Genomic DNA, 16,452 nt, shown 5'->3' on the forward strand with positions numbered 1-16,452 from the left:
TAACGGCAACAGGGATTGTCGACGTGAAGAGCGGACAAATCGTCGTTCCGGCACTTCCTCTACCTTAAGGGAGTGTTTTTTTTTTTGTTTGTAAATCAATGATATATGTTTTTAAAATATATTTTACTTCTTGTAAATTATCAGATTTATTTTAAAATAAAGACAACCAAGCCTTATCTATCTTTATCCCCGAAGAGTCATCGTTTTGGAAAGTCGCAACCTGGCAAGCAAGGTAGATGGACTGGGAAACAAGAACAAAGAATGATAAAAGGGGGATTCATTCTGAATGAAAAAGCACTCTTATGTCGGGGTTTTATCTGCGGTATTGGCTGCGAGTATGGCATTAACAGGTTGCGCAGGAAGCAGTAATTCAAGCGGCGGAAGTAACGCAAGCGGGGGGCAAAGTCAGCCAGCTCCAGGCAACAGTGGTGGAGGAACGACCGAGGGTGGCCTCATCAAAATTGCCACACAATCCCCTCTGTCCGGGAGCAATTCTGCTATCGGAGATGCGATTAAGACGGGCGCTGGTTACGCTCTCGAACAGCGCAAGGAAGAATTTAAAGCACTTGGCTTTGATCTCCAGCTATTCCCTCAGGACGATCAAGGCGACCCGAAAATTGGGGTATCCAATGCGGAGATGCTTATCTCTGATCCCGATGTGTACGGTGTAGTTGGGCATTATAACACAGGGGTTGCAATTCCATCGTCTGTAAAGTACGAGGAAGGCAAGCTGGTCATGGTATCCCCGGCAAATACAGGGGTGAAGCTCACGGAGGAAGGCAAGAAAACCGTCCATCGAATCTGTGCACGCGATGACGCACAAGGACCAAAGGCTGCTCTTTATGCAAAAAATACACTTGGTGTAAAAACGGCCTATATTATCCATGATAAGACAGCATACGGCCAAGGTCTGAGCGATCAAGTGAAGATGCAATTCGAAAAGGACGGGGTCCAAATCCTGGGCTTCGAGGGCATTACCCAAGGCGAAAAGGACTACAGCGCGGTGCTTAACCAGGTAACGGTGAAAAACCCGGACATCATCTTTTTCGGCGGTCTCTATCCAGAAGGTGGAATTTTGATCAAGCAAGCTCGTGAAAAGGGATTTAAGGGTTATTTTATGGGTGGCGACGGCTTGGATTCTTCTGATATGATAAAAATAGCCGGTGATGCTGTCGAAGGGGTAGTCTTTACGTCAGTAGCAGGAGACGTAACGCAAACCGAAGAGGGCAAGAAATGGGCTGAAGAGTACAAGAAAGCCACAAACAAGCCTCTGGAAACCTATTCCGTCTATGGTTTCGACTCTATGAACGTCATCCTCAATGGTGTCTTGGAGGCTGCCAAAGCGAACGGAGGCAAAAAACCAACCCGCGAGCAAGTCCTCGATGCAGTCCACAAAACCAAAGATTTTCAGGGTCAATTCACCAAGGTTACCTTTGATGAAAAAGGTGACAACACAAATGCAGATGTATTCATTTACAAGTTTGACAAGGACAAATCCATTTTCGTAGGCAAGGCCGAGTAATCACACCACACAACGCGCACACACTCCCATGCCTCATACCAGGATAGGGGGCTGCACGCCGGTGTTGGCCCCTTTTCCACGAGAAAAAAAGTCCAGTCAACGAAACGAATGCAGAAAATTTGTACAAGTCTACAAGGGAAATGAGGGATGGGAAAGCATGATCAATATTTTGCCTCAGGTGTTGGTTGACGGATTGACACTTGGATTTATGTACGCAGTCGTGGCTTTAGGCTACACAATGGTTTACGGGATTTTGGAAATTATCAACTTTGCCCATGGAGACATTTTCATGGTCGGAGCCTTTATCGGTACAGAGGTATTATTGATCTCTGATGCGCTAGGGGCACTTGAAGGTATGAATCCATTTGTCGCACTTTTCATAACACTCATAATTGCCATGGTATTAACTGGAGCCTTGGGGGTAGGGATTGAGAGGATTGCCTATCGACCATTGCGCGGAGCACCTCGTCTTGTGCCGTTGATTTCGGCGATTGGCGTATCATTTTTGCTGCAAGACCTCGTGCGTTTTACAGAAGCACTGGCTCGCAATGAGTTTTATTTGAACAGTCCTGCTCTTTTTACAGGCTCGATTCCATTAGGAAGTATTGCTACGATTCCAACAAAAGGATTGATCGTAATTGTAATTGCGATCGTCATGATGATTGCGTTGACATTGTTTGTGAATAAAACAAAGTGGGGAATCGCCATGCGAGCCGTTGCACAAGATCAGAGTACGGCTTCGCTGATGACCATAAATGTAAACAAAGTAATCATGCTTACGTTTTTGATTGGCTCCAGCCTGGGGGGCGCGACAGGCGTTCTGTTTGCGCAAAACTACGGGACGATCGATCCGTATATCGGTTTTATCCTCGGTCTAAAAGCATTTACAGCTGCCGTACTCGGCGGGATTGGGAACCTGCGTGGTGCGATGATCGGTGGCGTACTCCTCGGTCTTCTGGAATCCTTGTCCGGTGCCTTTATGGGGCCTTTGACCAACGGAGCCTTTGGTGCAGAGTACAAAGACGTGTTTGCGTTCAGTATTTTAATTCTCGTGCTTCTCTTCAAGCCGGAAGGACTGTTTGGCGAAGCTGTAAAAGAGAAAGTGTAGGTGAAATAAATGGCAAATTTCGCTTGGAAATCATTCAAAGGCATTCCGCTCGTATTCACGCTGATCTGGATTGTTGCTTTTTCTGCCGCATTATACCTTATGGATAAATCGGTTATCGCATTTCTCGGCATTCTTTCTTCCATTGTGCTTGTCTATTACACCAATACCTCCAAGTCGATCAAAATGGCGATTGGTGCTATCGTTCTCCTCCTGATCATTCCGTTGGTAGCCGGTGAAAACCGATACTACATGGAGGTAGCTTCACAGGTAGGCATCTACGTAGCGATGGCTTTGGGCTTGAATATCGTAGTAGGCTTTGCTGGTCTGCTTGACTTGGGTTACGTCGCGTTTTTTGCAGCTGGGGCTTATGCGTACGCGATTTTCTCGACCTCGCAAGCGAATGAGTTTATTGCAGGGAATCTGTTCCCGCTCTCCGGTGAGTGGTTTTGGCCATTTCTCATAGTCGGCTTGATTGTGGCTGCCGTTTTCGGAATATTGCTAGGATTGCCAGTTCTCAGAGTAAAAGGGGATTACCTCGCGATCGTGACCTTGGGCTTCGGTGAAATCATTCGTATTGTCTTCAACAACCTGGACAAGCCCATCAACATCACCAACGGTCCGCAGGGAATTACGCCGATTCCGTCTCCTGAGCTATTTGGGATCAAGATGGGGACGCCGTTTTACTTTTACTTCATCGTGTTGTTTGTGATTGCCTTTATCGTTTTGGCGAATATACGCTTTGAGCATTCCCGTTTGGGACGTGCATGGATTGCCGTACGTGAGGATGAGCTGGCTGCCCAGTCTATGGGGATTTCCTTGTTGAATACCAAGCTGGCTGCATTCGCATTGGGTGCCTCCTTCGCTGGTGTCGTCGGTGTTATCTTTGCGGCCAAGCAGACGTTTATCGATCCGACTTCCTTTACGCTGATGGAATCGATCGGGATATTGGTCATGGTTATTCTGGGGGGGAGTGGCAGCATTCCAGGCGTCGTGCTTGGAGCCGCTTTTGTTACAATCCTGCAGGTACAGCTCTTAAAAGAGTTCTCCAACTTCCTGCACGGTCTGCAAAATTCAGGAATCATCAGTTTGCCGAACCAGCTGGACCCATCCAAGTTCCAGCGACTCATTTTCGGAATTATGCTCATTCTCGTAGCCTTGTATCGCCCTAACGGATTGATTCCGGCCAAACGGAAGAAAAACGATCTCGATGCGATCAAAAAGAGCGAGTTTGGCAAAGAAAAGCTGGGGATTCTCGGCAGACTGTCCCAATTGACTTCTGGAAAACAGTCGTAGCGGACGAGGAGGGAAATGAGCATGGCATTGTTAGAGGCAAAAAATTTAACGAAGCGCTTTGGTGGCTTGGTAGCCAATCAAGACGTCTCGATTGACATTGAAAAAGGAAGCATTACAGCGGTAATCGGTCCGAATGGAGCCGGAAAAACGACTTTTTTCAATATGATTACCGGATTTTACGAGCCAGACGAGGGAGAAATTCTCCTGAATGGCAAGAGCATCAAGAAGCTTCGTCCCGATCAGATCGCGAGTCGCGGTATCACCCGCACCTTTCAAAACATTCGTCTGTTCAAGGAAATGACGGCATTGGAAAATGTCATGGTAGGTGTGCATAGCCGCTTATCCGCCGGAATTCTCGGAATCCTGTTCAACTCCAAACGTGTACGCCAGGAGGAAGAGCGGACGCGCGTCGAGGCTTATCAGCTCATGGAGTATGTCGGAATCGCGCATATTGCCAATGAAGCAGCAGGGAGTCTGCCTTACGGGTTGCAACGACGATTGGAAATTGCTCGGGCGATGGCGACAAATCCGCAAATTATTTTGCTCGATGAACCGGCGGCAGGGATGAACCCTCGCGAAACGGTTGAGATGACAGATTTTATTCGTCGGCTGAAAAAAGAGCTCGATTTGACGATTATCTTGATCGAGCATGATATGAAGCTGGTCATGGGACTTAGCGAATACATTCACGTGCTGGATTACGGGAGAAAAATTGCAGAAGGAACACCCGAACAAATCCGCAACAACCCTAACGTCATTGAGGCCTATCTCGGAAAAAGTGCGTCGGACGTGTCGTAGAAGGAGGAAAATCGATGGCATTGTTAGAGCTGACTAACGTTCATACGTATTACGGCGGCATCCACGCATTAAAAGGATTGAGCATAACGGTAAACGAGGGCGAAGTGGTGACGCTGATCGGTTCCAACGGGGCAGGTAAATCGACCACGTTGAAAACGATATGTGGGCAGACCCGCGCCAAAGAAGGAAAAGTCATCTTTAATGGCAAAGACATTACGCAGATGCGTACACATGATATTGCCTTAGCAGGAATCGCTCACGTCCCGGAAGGCCGCCGTATTTTCCCAAAGCTGACCGTACGCGAAAATTTGGAGATGGGTGCCTTCAGTGTATCGGATAAAAAGGTGATTGAGGAAGGAATCGAGCGAGCTTTTGCTTACTTTCCACGACTGAAGGAACGGATTAGTCAAAAAGGTGGCACGATGTCCGGTGGAGAGCAGCAAATGCTGGCGATTGCTCGCGGACTGATGATGAAGCCAAAAATTCTCATGCTCGATGAACCGTCGATGGGATTGGCGCCGATTTTGGTGGAGCAGATTTTTGACATTGTTACGGAGCTGAACAAGGAAGGCATGACGATTCTCTTGGTCGAGCAAAATGCGAATCAAGCGCTGTCTGTCGCCCATCGCGGTTATGTGATTCAGACGGGCGAAATTATTTTGCAAGACGACGCCCAGACATTATTGATGAATCCGCAGGTAAGAGAGGCGTATTTGGCGTAATATTAGCGTAATAGAAACGTGGGTACCGATGGGGATTTTGTCTCCGTCGGTTTTTCATTTGGTCAGCGAGGAGGAAGAAGCTTGCTAGATATTAGTCCCCGCTTTGTAGAAGGGAGCGAGCCTCTCTATTTACAGCTTTATCGCTATTTTTGTACAGAAATTCAAGGGAGGCGCTTAATCTCTGGAACGCGTCTGCCTTCTGTTCGGGCATTGAGCGGATTTTTGCAAATGAGTAAAACGACCGTCGAGAGCGCCTATCACCAGCTAATGGCAGAAGGCTACATTGAGAGTCGGGAGCGTAGCGGATTTTATGTGGTCGATGTGGACTGGGATGGGCCAGTGCCTGCACCTACAGGGAAAGGGCAGCAACCAGCTAAAACGGCTTACGTCCAAACACCTCCGCCTACGTCCTCAGCAGTTCCGATCCAATATGATTTTCACCAAGCGCGCGTAGATGCCGAGCATTTTCCTTTTGACCGTTGGCGCAAGTACACCAACCAATGCATGCAGGAAGAAAACAAGCATGTGCTCTACTACGGCGACCAACAAGGCGAGCCGCAGCTGCGGGAGGAACTCGCACGCTATCTCGGACGAGCTCGGGGTGTACAAGCTACGCCGGAACAAATCGTGATCGGTGCGGGAACACAGGTGTTAATCAGCTTATTGGGGTTTTTATTCGGAACACGGGGACAGGCAGTTGCGATGGAGGAGCCGGGCTATCACGGTGTTCGTGCAGTGTTTTCCCATTTGGGCTATGATGTACGCCCGATCAAACTGGAAGACGATGGGATTGATGTGGAGGCACTCAGTGAGAGTGGAGCGCAGCTGGTTTATATCACACCGTCTCATCAGGACCCATCCGGAATCGTCATGCCGTATGCCAAACGGCTAAAGCTGCTGCACTGGGCGAATCAGACGGGGAGCTACATCATGGAGGATGACTACGATGGTGAGTTTCGCTATCATGGCAAGCCGATTCCTTCCCTTCAAGGGCTGGATACGCGGGGGCGTGTCATTTACTTGGGGACGTTCTCCAAGGCGTTGCTGCCGTCGATTCGGATGAGCTATATGGTTTTGCCGCAAGCGTTATTGGCGGTATATCAGGAGAAAATGGCTGACTTTGATCAGTCGGCATCGCGTATTCATCAGGAGACGTTAGCCCTGTTCATGAAAAATGGCGATTGGGAGCGGCATATTCGCAAGATGCGGACGCTTTACCGTAAAAAGCATGGGGCGCTGCTTCAGTGCTTGCAGGAACACTTTGGGGCCTATATCCGGATTAAGGGTCAGGATGCCGGGCTGTCTGTGACGGTAGAAGTGAAAAGTGAGAGCACTCCGCAGCAATTGAGGCAAATTGCGGCTGCATCAGGCGTTCGTGTCTATCCAACCGCACATAAATGGATTCATCCGCAGGAAAATGGACTGCCGGCTTTTCAGTTTGGGTTCGGGGGGCAGACCATCGAGGAGATTGAGGCTGGCATTCGTTTGTTGAAATGTGCGTGGGAGCCTTATTTGCACAAGGATATAGGCAAGGCATAGAGGGGGAGCGCATTGGCTATCACAATGTGTAAACAGATGAGGTGGAATGGGAAAATAAAAACCCAATCCAAGGGATCGGGTAAATGAAAAGCAGCATCCCAAAAAGGGAGTGCTGCAAATAATTAAGGGACGTACTGTTCTGTAACTTTTGTGATGATTCCATTCTTTACTTCAACGTGGAACGGTATCTGATAAGGAATTCCCTTGGAAAGCACAAACTTTTTAAAAGTATCGGTGTTTACTGCTTCATTCCAATGGAAATTCTCACCTTGTGTAGAGTTGGTTTGAAGTGTAAACGAAGCCTTCGGAGAAACTTCAAACGTTCTGATTTTAGGACTGCTATTACGAATGTAATATGGCATTGGATAGTCTTCTTTTTCCAACGGATGATCTTGGCGATAAGCTTTTACTGCTGCCTCACCGAAAAACCATTGAACGTAGTCAAGCGAGACGATTAGTTTTCCGTTTTTCACTTGTAACGTTTTCACATAGGCCATTGATTTTTCAAGGGTATTTCCTTGTTTATCCTTGCTACTTGTTGGAACGAATACTTGGGGAGGAACAGGTGCAACCGTTCCTTGCTGTGAAGCTGCATGAGCTTCAGTAACAAACAAAGCACAGAATAACAAAGAAGAAAGCAGCAAATATGTTTTCCGCATAGGGTGTCATTTCCTTTCTGTTTACACGTAATACGATTCACAATTAGTAGGACGGAAAACGAACGAAACCGTTTCTCCTTAAGATGAAAAAATTGCAAAAACAGAAGCCTCCTGTCATCAGAGCAGACTGATCAACAGGAGGTTTTTTCATGACATCTTAAACTAATTTCAAGACATTCGATACCCTAGCTGTGCCGACATCGCACGTACCGTCGCTAGCGTTTCTTGTAAAATCTCTTCTTGTTTTGGCATCACGCGATCAGAGGGACCGATGACACTGACGGATGCAGTGACGTGTCCAGTTGAATCAAAAATCGGTGCAGCGATTCCGGTCACACCTGTATTGCGTCGATTCGAGCTGATTTCATAGCCTCGCTTACGGATTGTCACCAAGTCCTCTTTGATTTCCTCAACCGACGTGTACGAATGAGGTGTGTAACTTTTCAGCGGATGCTCCTGCAAAATCTCATCCTGAAACTCCTCTGGCTGATACGCAAGCAAAACCCTTGCAGCGGAGGTTGAGTAAAGAGGAAAACGCCGGAAGGATTCTACGGTAAAGCGAATGGGATGAAGCGAATCCTCTTTGGCTACATAAATAGCGTCCTTGGAATCTTGTACACATAAGACCGCCAATTCGTTTGTCCGTGAGACAAGCTGTTCTAAGAACGGTTTGGAAAAATCAACGATATCGTGATTTGTGAGCACCTTAGTGCCCAGCTCCAAAAGCGTGTAGCCAAGCGTATACTGCTTGGTTTTTTCATTTTGGCGGATAAAGCCTTCAGATTCCAGCGTGGACAGGAGCTTGTGAACGGCTCCCTTGGATAGCTGGAGCTTTTTGCTGAGCTCAGTTACCCCGAGTTCCTTTGGGGAATCGAGAAATATTTTTAACAGCCGACAGCCATTTCGAACAGAAGACAATACTTGGTCCATACAAACGTCTCCTTTAACGTACAGTAGCCCCTCTAAAAGAAGAGTCTCGATTGAAGTAATTTTACCATTAGAAAGAATGCTGGCAAGCCTGTAATTGGGGCAATGATGCTCTAGTAAGACTACCTTGAATAGTCAGTATCTTTATGCTAGTATAACATTATCGTTCCCAAATAGGAAACGTTGTTCTCTATTTGTGAACAAAACAGACAATCGGGGGTCGAACTTACATGAAGAAAAAGGCATTATCCGTCTTGTCCATTTTCGCTTTAACTGGTTCCTTGCTGGCTGGATGTGGCTCCTCCACGCCGCAAACATCCGCTCCTGCGCCGGCTGCTGGCAACAATAGCGGCACCGAAGCACAAGCTCAGCTGGAAGACACACTGGTAGTGGCAGGAAACGGCGCGACCGTTGAAAAGATGATGAAGGATGAAGTGTTCAAGAAGTTTAACGAGAAGTATCCGAATGTAAAGCTGACCTATGTTTCTGGTGTTTCTACAGAGATCGTAGCGAAGGTTAAGGCACAGAAAAATGCTCCGCAAATCGACCTGACAATCGTTGAAGGCGGCGAACAAGAGAAGGGACGTCAAGAAGGCTTGTGGGAAACGGTATCCGCAACAGATATCCCAAACATGAAAAACGTACCGCAAGATTTGCGAGTGACGGAGGATAGCGGTGTAGTTGTAAACTTCACGCCGATGGGGATTTCCTACAATGCGGACCTGGTAAAAGAAAAAGGCTTGCCTGTACCGAAGTCCTGGAATGATCTGGCCAAGCCTGAAGTGAAAGGCTACATCACGATGACAGACGTAGCGAGCAACTTCGGACGTTCAGCGATGATCATGCTGGCGTACGCAAATGGCGGGTCTGAGAAAGACATCGAACAAGGCTTCAAACAAATGGAAACGATTGCAGGATACATGCCGACCTTTGCGAAGAGTGCAGCACAGCTTCAGCAAAATCTGCAAAACAAGAGCGCAGCGTACACTACTTGGACAATGGCGCGCAGCTTGACACAAAAAGAAGCGGGCGTACCATTGGAGTTCGTTTTCCCTGAAGAGGGCGGAAACATCGTACCGAACGTAGCTACGCTGGTAAAAGGTTCGAAGAGTCCAAAAGCGGCAAAAGCATTCGTCGATTTCCTTTTGACAGATGAGATTCAAACGATGTACGCAACGAAGCTGTACTACAATCCGGCAACATCTGTAAAGCTGCCAGACGATGTAGCGAAAACATTGGAATTCGATCGTACAAAGGTTGTTAACTTCGACTATAGCGTTGTGAGCAAGGAAACATCTGCTTGGCTGGATCGCTTTAACAAAGAAATCGCACCTAAAACAGGAAAGTAGGTATTCACGTGACCAAGGTGATTGACGTTGAACTGCGCGGCATCATGAAAAAATTTCAAAGCAATGTCGTGGTTCAAAACTTCAACCTGCAGGTGGAGCAAGGCGAGTTCATCTCGTTTCTCGGCCCATCTGGTTGCGGTAAGACCACGACCTTGAATATGATTGCCGGATTTTTGGACCCGGATGGCGGAGACCTTTTGATTAAAGGACAGCGAATGAATGGCGTGCCTCCGTACAAACGGGAACTGGGCATGGTGTTTCAGACGTACTCGCTGTTCCCGCATATGACTGTGGCGGAAAACATCGCCTACGGCTTGAAATTGCGCAAAGTGAACAAGCAAGAAATGCAAGAGCGTGTGAATCGTGTACTTGGGCTGGTCAAACTGCCAAACGTAGCAGACCGCTACCCAAAACAGCTCTCTGGCGGACAACGTCAGCGGATTGCGATTGCACGTGCGCTCGTCATTGAGCCGTCACTCTTGCTGTTGGATGAGCCGCTCAGTAACCTGGATGCCAAACTTCGTGAAGAGCTGCGCGATGAGTTAAAGCGCTTACATCACGAAATCGGTGTTACGACCATTTTCGTTACACATGACCAGGAAGAGGCGTTAGCACTCTCTGATCGCATCGTGGTCATGAATCACGGATTCGTGGAGCAAATCGGTACGCCGCTGGAGATATACAATCAACCCGCTTCCGAATTCGTGCATACCTTCATCGGTAAGACGAACCGTTTGGAAGGGGAAGTCATCGGAATGGACGGGGATGTACTCACGCTGAGGACGACTGGTGGAATGCTCGTAAAGGCGGCAAAGCAACAGCGAACTGTGGCACTCCATGAAAAAGTGATCATTTTTATCCGACCAGAGAAAATCAAGCTGACCGATACAATAGTCAGTGAGGAAGCGAATCGGGTAAAAGGAAATTTGCAGCTTGCCTCCTTCCTAGGCTCGTACACAGAATGTGAGGTCAAGGTCGGGGTGCATACGCTCTCGGTAAAAGTCCAAATGACTGATAGTTCGGTGGACCGCCAAGAAGGGCAGACGGTTTACTGTCAATGGAACGCGGACGACGTATTGGTCATGCCCGCAGGAAGGGGATGACGGATGAGCAAGCGTCTCTCGGTTACATTGTTGACAGCACCTGCGATGATTTTGCTGCTTGGCGTATTCATCCTCCCGATGCTGATGATGCTTTTACTCAGCTTTCAGGATGAGAATCAGGCGTTCTCTTTGCACAATTATTCATTATTTATACAAGATCCGTACTACTTGGAGATTCTTTGGCGGACGATTCGCGTGAGTCTCTGGACGGTTCTGGTAAGCCTCTTGCTCGGGTTTCCTGTAGCGATGTACATGGCGCAGGCTACAGGGAAAATGCGTGGAATCGTCACGATGCTCATTCTGGCCCCTCATCTTATCAGTGTTGTTATTCGCAACTTCGGTTGGGTAGTGGTTTTGGGGGAAAAAGGATGGATCAATGAAACGTTGACCAGTCTGGGTTTGATCGATCAACCATTGCGACTGCTGTACAACGAGCTGGGTATTGTGATCGGTCTGACGGATTCCTTTATTGCTTACATGGTTCTGGCGATTGCAACCAGCTTGTATGCCATCGATCCGTCCTTGAGTAAGGCGGCATCGATTTTGGGAGCTTCCCGCATACGTACATTTTTCAGTGTGACTCTGCCCTTGTGCTTACCGGGGATTATTGCTGGTACGACACTGGTGTTCAGCTTGTCGATGAGTGCCTTTGTGACGCCTGCCTTAATGGGCGGCACGTCCGTGAAGGTCTTGCCGGTCATTGCCTATGAGCAAATCATGGCAACACTGAACTGGCCTTTGGGTGCGGCACTTGCCTTCCTGCTCTTGGGCAGCACGATTCTATTGGTGACGTTGTATACAAAGCTGATTGAAACCAAGCGGTATAAAGAGGTGTTTGCGTCATGAAAAAAATAAACGTACTCGGACTCATCACGTTCTTTGTGCTTGTTTTGGTCAATCTGCCGTTTCTGGTCATTATCCCGAGCTCCTTTACGGCAGCCGGATACCTCGCTTTTCCGCCCGAAGGGTTTTCGTGGCAGTGGTATGAAATGATTTTGGATCGGCCGGAGTTCATCGATTCGCTGTGGATCAGTCTGAAGCTAGCTACAGTGACGGCGATTTTGGCGACTTTCTTAGGAACATTGGCTGCATTCGCGCTGTCCAAATACAAGTTTCGTGGGAGCGGCATCATCAACGCACTGATGCTTTCACCGCTTACCGTTCCTTCGCTCATTATCGGGATTTCCGCACTGCTGTTTTTCACGCGAATTGGTATCGCGGGGACGTTTACAGGACTTTTGCTGGCGCACATGCTGATCTCGATTCCGTATGTCGTTAGGCTGGTGCTCACAGGGCTTAGCTCGTTCGATTATACATTGGAAAAAGCGGGATACATGCTGGGTGCCCATCCGTTTCGGGTGTTCTGGGATATTACGTTGCCACTGTTGCGTCCGGCCATCGTGTCGGGGATGATCTTTTCGTTCTTGACGTCGTTTGACAATGTGACGGTTTCCTTGTTCTTGGTGGCACCGGATACGACGACGCTGCCACTCGCGATTTTCACCTATATGCAGGAAACACTTGACCCGTTGGTGGCTTCGATATCCTCGGTGGTCATCCTGCTGAGTCTGGTGTTCATCGTCTTGTTGGAAAAAGTGTACGGACTAGAGCGCCTGTTCGGACTCAATTCACAATCTCACTAAGGAAGAGGCACTATGTCAATCCACACTTATGTACAAGAAAATATGCCCCACTATCTACAGCTACTCGAAGAGGCAGTCAACATGGACTCGCCTTCTCGTGACAAACAGCTGGGCGACCGCATGGCGGGCTGGTTCGCTCTGCAGTTTCAACGGCTGACAGGGGGAGTAGCAGAGCTGATCCCGAATAAGACGTATGGCGATCAGGTGCGTTGTACGCTGGGCAACGGGGAAAAACAAATCCTCATCATCGGTCATTACGATACCGTATGGCTAGAAGGCGAGGCGGCTCGCCGACCGTTTGCGATCCGGGATGAGAAAGCGTACGGACCGGGCGTATATGATATGAAAGCGGGCGTTTTGCAAGCAATGTTTGCCATGCGGGCATTGGTGAAGCTGGATCGCCTGCCTGCAGATAAAAAAATTGTGCTTCTACTAAACAGTGACGAGGAGATCGGCAGCCCGACTTCTCGCCGACTGGTAGAAGAAGAAGCTGCGCGTTCGGTGGCAAGCTTTGTGTTGGAGCCGCCAACCGAACCGAGCGGCGCACTCAAGACGTGGCGGAAGGGAAGCGCCCATTTTACCTTGGCAGTCAGTGGTATTTCCTCACACGCGGGCGTCGATCATCAAAAAGGTGTCTCTGCTATTGAAGAGCTGGCGAGACAGGTGCAATTTCTACACGCCTTGACCGATTACGAGAAGGGAACGACGGTCAATGTGGGCGTCATCAAGGGTGGGATTGGCTCCAATGTCGTAGCCGACTCGGCAGAAGCAGAAGTAGACGTGAGATTTATCTCGATGGAAGAGGCACTACGCATTGAGAAGGTAATGAGCGAACTCACGCCAGTGCTTGCCGGTACAAACATCAGCGTAAAGGGTGGCATTCGCCGACCGCCGATGGAGCGAACCGAAGAGACGGGCAAATTATTTTCCCTTGCACAATCGATTAGCATCAATGAACTAGGGATGGCTTTGGAAGAGTCAGGTACAGGTGGAGTCAGCGACGGCAATTTTGCTGCTGCTTGCGGAGTACCGACGCTGGATGGACTTGGTGTAAAGGGTGGCTACGCCCACTCGCCGGATGAATGGATTGAACTGGGAGAAATATCGACGCGTGCTACGCTGTTGGCGCGGTTGATAGAGGAAGTATAGAGAGAAGCAAGAGAAAAAAGAGAAGAGGCACCTGCCTGATGCGTGTGACATTGCATCGTGGCAGGTGCTTTTCCTATAAAACAAATACGCTTACGAATCCTGATTAAATAACAGCGCTCTCAATATTATTTATCAAGCCAGCAATTCTTTTATACTGGCGCGCATAATTCGGCTGATACTTTAACATCAATGCATAGTATGCTTTTGCTCCATCGAGTAAAGCAGAAAGAAACTCTTTTTTCGGTAAATTTGCCTGTGCGATGAGGGTATTGTCGTTCGTATATCTAATAGAAAATTGCACCAAATTCGAATCGAGAGTTTCCAAAACAAACTCAATCGGATCAATTCCATACGGTTCTACCGCAGACCCGTGTTGAACATAGTCATTCATCAGGTGAATATATGAATACCAGAGTTCTACACCGCAAAAGTCAAAGGATACAACATTTAATTCATTGAATGATATGGTGACACAGTATTCATTATAGTCTTCTTCAATATTATGCTTGAAATTTTCCATCTGGGATGAATCTTGGATATTGATATAACAGTCATCTGGGTATAGAGCAATTACTTTATGCATGTGCATATCGGGGAATTTTGTGACGAGTTCCTTATGTGGTCTAAGCAAATATGTATTGATCTTAAACATAAGCATACTCCTCTTGGTAAAATTCTTCTTTGCGTAAAACCAAACATCCCGCCTCACTTTTGACAGTGAAGCCGGATGTTTGCTAACAGATTCTTCCTATTCGTACTCTACCATGTTCCAGCCGTCAGGATAAAGCGTAATTACTTTTCCATCTTCGATAACCAAGGTGTATTCTTCGCCCAACCAACTTCCATACACAGTTGCACGTTTCCCATTTTTCAAAGCTTTTTCAATTTTATCGTCATTGTTGTTTTGAAAAGAAATTACCGTAATCATATTTTCAATATCTTCAATACCGATGTTTGGTTCAAACATGCTGTTCTTTTTACCAAAATCGATACCGTAATAGTATTTAGGATGATGTTTACCCAAAATATGTTCCAATCCCCATTTAGATGTACCAAATTTCAATTCAAAAACTTCACTTCCAACTTGATATTCCATTAGTGTAGTGCTTGATCTCGAACTTTTTAAACCGTAATGATCTTCAATGGCATTTTCTACATAAGCTTCAGAAACTCTTTCATAAGTTTTGTATCCCTTCCAAGCGATTACTCCAGCTCTAATAATGATACCGATCACTGGAACAACAGCAGCTTCTTCCTTTATTTCATCTTTTGCTTTGCCTTGTTCTTCCGAAGTTAGCTGTTTTACTTGATCTTGTTTATTATCTTGAGCATGTTGAATAACCACATCCTGTGATTTAGCAATTTGAGCAGAAGCATACGTTGAAGGAATCACAGCTGTTGAGAGTAGTAAGGCAGATAAGATTGTGAAAAAACTCTTTTTAAGCTTCATATTTTCCTCCTAGTCCTATATACTAAAATTTTTTCAATGTCACAGGAACTTAATGTTTTTGTATATATTTGTAAAATAGGTGCACCTGGAAATATATTACACTTAATTTAGGGACATATAAGTATTTGTTTATGTCAATATTGTTACAAAATTACCTTTATTAGGGAATTTATTGTTTTCAATTTGCTTAGGGATATTGAAAATCATGATAGTAGCTACTTTTTTCAAGTCGAAATAAGAGAAAAAAAGCACCTGCCTGATGCGTAAGATGGTTGCATCAGGCCAGGTGCCTTTTTGTGCGGACAAGGAGAGGTTATTGTTTCGAGGATGTATTTAGCTTTTTCACAAAGCTATTAAGGTAGTTCGCTCCGCGGCTGGTGAGGATACCAGCCAGCACGGCAGAAACGTAGTAGCCGCTGCCCTCAAGACCAAAGGGGTTGACTTGAAAAGCGAGGGAGAGCGAAATGCCGATGAGGATGGAGAGGATGTACGTGGAGCGATCTTTTAGTACGGGGAAGGCATTCTTTAAAATTTCGGTTACGGCTTCAATCAAGATCGCCATAAAAGTAAGCAGACTCAGGCTGTGAATGAATTGGTCAATGTCAATCAAGGTTGTTCCTCCTTTTGCAAGTAGGGCGGGGCGTACTTCGGGGAAAATATCCGGCCGTCATGAGGAAGGGAGTTAGTTCGCGAGGCGAGATCTCGCCCCAAGGCAGGTAGGTGTCACCTTCGTAGATGCCCCTTTGTGGAGGAGGTACGGCTGGATCGGCAACGTCTAGGAAATCCTCGCTTGCATGTACGTTTTGAGTTCGGTCTCCAGCTCTTTTACACGAAACTCCAGCTGTTGCCTCTCTACTACCAGCGTTGTGTATTTATCTCGCCACTCCTGCACGATGGTTTCAAGCTCCATGCAACGGTTGCGCCAAACATGGAGTTCTTCCCGGAGCTTGTCCATTTCCTGACGAAGCTCCTGGCGAATTTGCTGGTTCTCCTGCGAGATTTGTTGCCTGTCTGTAATCATCAACTCTTTCTTGTTGTTGTGGCGAGCAACCAGATACGTAACGATTGCCGTCAGCACACTGGATACTACCAAGGGGAGGGTGGAAGAGTTGAGTAATGTTTGGATCATCCGTTTGTTCACCTGCTTTCTCTTGTGAGGTCTATATATAGAGTAGACAGTTTGAGGAAAT

Annotated in this window: 17 protein-coding genes; 11 read left to right on the top strand and 6 right to left on the bottom strand. The window is 47.2% G+C overall.

Annotated features, from left to right (window positions below; genetic code table 11):
* Positions 1 to 286 precede the first annotated feature (286 nt).
* The 6 genes from C7R94_RS24860 (at position 287) to pdxR (ending at position 6,982) form a co-directional block, all read left to right on the top strand.
* Positions 287 to 1,522: a branched-chain amino acid ABC transporter substrate-binding protein gene (locus tag C7R94_RS24860; protein ID WP_106785373.1), complete on the top strand. Its 1,236-nt coding sequence runs from the start codon at positions 287 to 289 to the stop codon at positions 1,520 to 1,522.
* 61 nt (positions 1,523 to 1,583) lie between these two features.
* A complete protein-coding gene (locus C7R94_RS24865; protein WP_106785374.1) occupies positions 1,584 to 2,630 on the top strand; it encodes a branched-chain amino acid ABC transporter permease in 1,047 nt (348 codons plus the stop codon).
* A 9-nt stretch (positions 2,631 to 2,639) separates the two neighbouring features.
* Complete coding sequence (locus C7R94_RS24870; protein ID WP_106785375.1) at positions 2,640 to 3,923, top strand: branched-chain amino acid ABC transporter permease; 1,284 nt, start codon at positions 2,640 to 2,642, stop codon at positions 3,921 to 3,923.
* A 21-nt stretch (positions 3,924 to 3,944) separates the two neighbouring features.
* A complete protein-coding gene (locus C7R94_RS24875) occupies positions 3,945 to 4,721 on the top strand; it encodes an ABC transporter ATP-binding protein (RefSeq protein WP_007717354.1) in 777 nt (258 codons plus the stop codon).
* A 14-nt stretch (positions 4,722 to 4,735) separates the two neighbouring features.
* A complete protein-coding gene (locus C7R94_RS24880; RefSeq protein WP_106785376.1) occupies positions 4,736 to 5,443 on the top strand; it encodes an ABC transporter ATP-binding protein in 708 nt (235 codons plus the stop codon).
* A gap of 81 nt (positions 5,444 to 5,524) precedes the next feature.
* Positions 5,525 to 6,982 carry a MocR-like pyridoxine biosynthesis transcription factor PdxR gene (gene pdxR / locus C7R94_RS24885; RefSeq protein WP_106785377.1) on the top strand — a complete coding sequence of 486 codons (1,458 nt, stop codon included), beginning with the start codon at positions 5,525 to 5,527 and terminating at the stop codon, positions 6,980 to 6,982.
* A gap of 122 nt (positions 6,983 to 7,104) precedes the next feature.
* Here the strand turns inward: pdxR and C7R94_RS24890 are convergent, their stop codons facing one another.
* Both C7R94_RS24890 and C7R94_RS24895 read right to left on the bottom strand, forming a co-directional pair.
* Positions 7,105 to 7,641 (bottom strand): hypothetical protein, encoded by a 537-nt coding sequence (locus C7R94_RS24890; protein ID WP_106785378.1) that lies wholly within the window; start codon positions 7,639 to 7,641, stop codon positions 7,105 to 7,107.
* Positions 7,642 to 7,809: 168 nt separating this feature from the next.
* Entirely contained in the window at positions 7,810 to 8,571 is a 762-nt protein-coding gene (locus C7R94_RS24895) for an IclR family transcriptional regulator (RefSeq protein WP_106785379.1), read from the bottom strand.
* Positions 8,572 to 8,798: 227 nt separating this feature from the next.
* On the opposite strand from C7R94_RS24895, the gene C7R94_RS24900 reads away from it, so the two are divergent.
* From C7R94_RS24900 to C7R94_RS24920, 5 genes are read left to right on the top strand one after another with little or no spacing between them, the layout of a single operon-like run.
* A complete protein-coding gene (locus C7R94_RS24900; RefSeq protein WP_106785380.1) occupies positions 8,799 to 9,917 on the top strand; it encodes an ABC transporter substrate-binding protein in 1,119 nt (372 codons plus the stop codon).
* An 8-nt stretch (positions 9,918 to 9,925) separates the two neighbouring features.
* Positions 9,926 to 11,020, top strand: a complete 1,095-nt coding sequence (locus tag C7R94_RS24905) for an ABC transporter ATP-binding protein (protein WP_106785381.1) — start codon at positions 9,926 to 9,928, stop codon at positions 11,018 to 11,020.
* A gap of 3 nt (positions 11,021 to 11,023) precedes the next feature.
* A complete protein-coding gene (locus C7R94_RS24910; protein ID WP_106785382.1) occupies positions 11,024 to 11,866 on the top strand; it encodes an ABC transporter permease in 843 nt (280 codons plus the stop codon).
* Positions 11,863 to 12,663, top strand: a complete 801-nt coding sequence (locus C7R94_RS24915; protein ID WP_012684369.1) for an ABC transporter permease — start codon at positions 11,863 to 11,865, stop codon at positions 12,661 to 12,663. Before C7R94_RS24910 ends, C7R94_RS24915 begins: the two co-directional genes overlap by 4 nt.
* Positions 12,664 to 12,675: 12 nt before the next feature.
* A complete protein-coding gene (locus tag C7R94_RS24920) occupies positions 12,676 to 13,812 on the top strand; it encodes a M20 family metallopeptidase (protein WP_106785383.1) in 1,137 nt (378 codons plus the stop codon).
* 103 nt (positions 13,813 to 13,915) lie between these two features.
* Here the strand turns inward: C7R94_RS24920 and C7R94_RS24925 are convergent, their stop codons facing one another.
* The 4 genes from C7R94_RS24925 to C7R94_RS24940 form a co-directional block, all read right to left on the bottom strand.
* Positions 13,916 to 14,464: a hypothetical protein gene (locus tag C7R94_RS24925; protein ID WP_106785384.1), complete on the bottom strand. Its 549-nt coding sequence runs from the start codon at positions 14,462 to 14,464 to the stop codon at positions 13,916 to 13,918.
* 96 nt (positions 14,465 to 14,560) lie between these two features.
* Positions 14,561 to 15,262 carry a hypothetical protein gene (locus C7R94_RS24930; RefSeq protein WP_106785385.1) on the bottom strand — a complete coding sequence of 234 codons (702 nt, stop codon included), beginning with the start codon at positions 15,260 to 15,262 and terminating at the stop codon, positions 14,561 to 14,563.
* Between the two features lie 313 nt (positions 15,263 to 15,575).
* Positions 15,576 to 15,872, bottom strand: coding sequence for a hypothetical protein (locus C7R94_RS24935; protein WP_106652499.1), 297 nt, complete (start codon positions 15,870 to 15,872; stop codon positions 15,576 to 15,578).
* A gap of 165 nt (positions 15,873 to 16,037) precedes the next feature.
* Complete coding sequence (locus tag C7R94_RS24940) at positions 16,038 to 16,391, bottom strand: hypothetical protein (RefSeq protein ID WP_047072301.1); 354 nt, start codon at positions 16,389 to 16,391, stop codon at positions 16,038 to 16,040.
* Positions 16,392 to 16,452: the final 61 nt, after the last annotated feature.

Source organism: Brevibacillus sp. NRRL NRS-603 (assembly GCF_003013445.1).
GTDB classification, from domain to species: Bacteria; Bacillota; Bacilli; order Brevibacillales; family Brevibacillaceae; genus Brevibacillus; species Brevibacillus formosus.

What these genes read in the sequence shown, in the direction of transcription:
- C7R94_RS24860 (WP_106785373.1), top strand. Translation starts at nt 287, where the DNA reads ATGAAAAAGCACTCTTATGTCGGGGTTTTATCTGCGGTATTGGCTGCG.
- C7R94_RS24870 (WP_106785375.1), top strand. Translation starts at nt 2,640, where the DNA reads ATGGCAAATTTCGCTTGGAAATCATTCAAAGGCATTCCGCTCGTATTC.
- C7R94_RS24875 (WP_007717354.1), top strand. Translation starts at nt 3,945, where the DNA reads ATGGCATTGTTAGAGGCAAAAAATTTAACGAAGCGCTTTGGTGGCTTG.
- C7R94_RS24880 (WP_106785376.1), top strand. Translation starts at nt 4,736, where the DNA reads ATGGCATTGTTAGAGCTGACTAACGTTCATACGTATTACGGCGGCATC.
- C7R94_RS24890 (WP_106785378.1), bottom strand. Translation starts at nt 7,641, where the DNA reads ATGCGGAAAACATATTTGCTGCTTTCTTCTTTGTTATTCTGTGCTTTG.
- C7R94_RS24895 (WP_106785379.1), bottom strand. Translation starts at nt 8,571, where the DNA reads ATGGACCAAGTATTGTCTTCTGTTCGAAATGGCTGTCGGCTGTTAAAA.
- C7R94_RS24900 (WP_106785380.1), top strand. Translation starts at nt 8,799, where the DNA reads ATGAAGAAAAAGGCATTATCCGTCTTGTCCATTTTCGCTTTAACTGGT.
- C7R94_RS24910 (WP_106785382.1), top strand. Translation starts at nt 11,024, where the DNA reads ATGAGCAAGCGTCTCTCGGTTACATTGTTGACAGCACCTGCGATGATT.
- C7R94_RS24915 (WP_012684369.1), top strand. Translation starts at nt 11,863, where the DNA reads ATGAAAAAAATAAACGTACTCGGACTCATCACGTTCTTTGTGCTTGTT.
- C7R94_RS24920 (WP_106785383.1), top strand. Translation starts at nt 12,676, where the DNA reads ATGTCAATCCACACTTATGTACAAGAAAATATGCCCCACTATCTACAG.
- C7R94_RS24925 (WP_106785384.1), bottom strand. Translation starts at nt 14,464, where the DNA reads ATGTTTAAGATCAATACATATTTGCTTAGACCACATAAGGAACTCGTC.
- C7R94_RS24930 (WP_106785385.1), bottom strand. Translation starts at nt 15,262, where the DNA reads ATGAAGCTTAAAAAGAGTTTTTTCACAATCTTATCTGCCTTACTACTC.
- C7R94_RS24940 (WP_047072301.1), bottom strand. Translation starts at nt 16,391, where the DNA reads ATGATCCAAACATTACTCAACTCTTCCACCCTCCCCTTGGTAGTATCC.